This window comes from Wolbachia endosymbiont of Drosophila barbarae (assembly GCF_044752445.1).
Lineage (GTDB): Bacteria > Pseudomonadota > Alphaproteobacteria > Rickettsiales > Anaplasmataceae > Wolbachia > Wolbachia pipientis.
Genome location: NZ_JBIXJM010000163.1, coordinates 1 through 1,981, shown reverse-complemented (window position 1 = coordinate 1,981; position 1,981 = coordinate 1). Strand labels below are relative to the sequence as shown.

The following is a 1,981-nucleotide window of genomic DNA, read 5'->3' as shown; positions in this document are numbered from 1 at the left end:
CACTCAACCTCCTTATCATCTTCTATCCTTATCTTATCACATCCGGACTTCTATGAAAAGAGCTATAAATGGAATAGTTTAAGTGAAAAGCCAGAAAGCAAAAAACCTAAGAAAGTGAGACAAAGCAAATGGTTGAATGAGAAGTAAGATGTACAACGAAGAGTATTTAATTCAAGTCGAAGAAGCGATAAAGAAACTACAAAACGGAGAACGAGTGGTATCAATTGCATATGGTGACCATGTTGTGAGATATGCTGAAGTTCAGATAAATGATTTGCTCAGCCTCAGACAACGCATCAAAGGTGAACTAAAGATTGCTGGAATGAAGCCTAAACGAAAGATTATTTTTGCAACAAATAAAGAAGTTATATGAGGGAAAATTTTCTGAGAAAAGTTGTAAAAGAGGAATATTCTGAATTTTTAGAGCAATTAAAAACTTTTATAAAACTATGGGAGAATAGAGAGAGTCCGGTAAATGGAATAATAGATTTGTCACATTGGCAAGAAAATGTGGATTTTGAGTTAACTAAAGAGAGTGGTATAGTTGGAGTAATTCATAAGGCAACACAAGGACTAAAATATGTGGATTCAAAGTATGCGAAGAGAAGAAAGAAAGCTGAAGAAGAAGGATTACTCTGGGGAGCATATCATTTTGGCACAGAAGGAAACGGCAAAAATCAAGCTGATCATTTTCTAAAAACGGTAGGCGAAAGCAAAAATACCATACTTGCGCTGGATATTGAAGAAAACAAAAGTGGCAAAAATATTACAGTTAAGCAAGCTGAGGAATTTGTAAAGAGAGTTGAAGAAGTAACAGGAAGATTACCCCTAATTTATGGCAGTAGCTATTTTCTTAAGGATTTTGCCACGCCAACTTTGACAAAATGTCCATTATGGATAGCAAGCTGGAGAAAAGAGCTCACATTACCAAAAGGCTGGAATGATTGGATTTTATGGCAATATACTGACGGTAAAACAAGTCCAGAGCCACATGAAGTAGAAGGAATCGGAAAATGTGACAGAAATAAATTTAACGGAACTTTGAAAGAATTAAGAGAATTTTGGTTAGTATGATGCTGAAAAATTTCAAACACCTATTTAGTAAGCCAAAAATCAAAAGGTCTGCTTGGGATGCGTCAGGCTCAGGAAGAAGAGTGATGTATTGGCAAGGAGAAACAGGAAGCATAAATAATTTACTTTCTCAGAGCCTTGGGCACTTACGTAGCCGCTCTCGGGATATGGTAAGAAAAAATCCATATGCAGCAAATATAATTGATACGATAGTAAGTAACTCTATTGGAACAGGAATAAAACCGCAATCAAAAGCAAGAGATGGAGAATTTCGAAAGAAGGTGCAAGAATTATGGCTAAAATGGACAGATGAAGCAGACAGTAACGGAGTAAGTGATTTTTATGGATTACAAGCTCTGGTATGCAGAAGTATAATAGAGGGAGGAGAATGTTTTGTACGTTTAAGAACGAGAAAGCTGGAAGATAGATTTTCTGTGCCATTACAACTGCAAGTACTTGAGTCTGAACATCTAGATAATAAAACAAATCAAACTTTAGGAAATGGTAATGTAATAAGAAACGGGATTGAGTTTAACAGGCTTGGGCAAAGAGAAGCATACTACCTATTTAAAGAACACCCTGGTGAAAATACCTTTGGAGAGTCAGTAAGAGTGCCAGCAAACGATGTTTTACATATTTATAGACCACTAAGACCTGGGCAAATTAGGGGAGAGCCATGGCTTTCTAATATACTGCTAAAGCTTTATGAACTTGACCAGTATGATGATGCAGAATTAGTGAGAAAAAAGACAGCAGCGATGTTTGCAGGGTTTATTACGAGACTCGATCCTGAGGCAAATATTTTAGGAGAAGGCGAAGCGAATGAGCAAGGAGTAGCATTATCAGGTTTAGAGCCAGGAACAATGCAGCTTTTAGACCCAGGAGAAGACATAAAATTTTCAGAACCGTC

The 1,981-nt window shown here is 36.8% G+C and carries 3 protein-coding genes; all 3 read left to right on the top strand.

The window, feature by feature from the left end; genetic code table 11:
* Positions 1 to 148: 148 nt before the first annotated feature.
* Entirely contained in the window at positions 149 to 373 is a 225-nt protein-coding gene (locus ACIPNH_RS03155; RefSeq protein WP_400771687.1) for a hypothetical protein, read from the top strand.
* Positions 370 to 1,074, top strand: coding sequence for a glycoside hydrolase family 25 protein (locus ACIPNH_RS03150; protein WP_400771685.1), 705 nt, complete (start codon positions 370 to 372; stop codon positions 1,072 to 1,074). The genes ACIPNH_RS03155 and ACIPNH_RS03150 overlap by 4 nt, the downstream gene beginning before the upstream one ends.
* On the top strand, positions 1,071 to 1,981 hold a 911-nt coding region (locus ACIPNH_RS03145), incomplete at its 3' end, for a phage portal protein (RefSeq protein WP_400771683.1). The genes ACIPNH_RS03150 and ACIPNH_RS03145, both read left to right, overlap by 4 nt.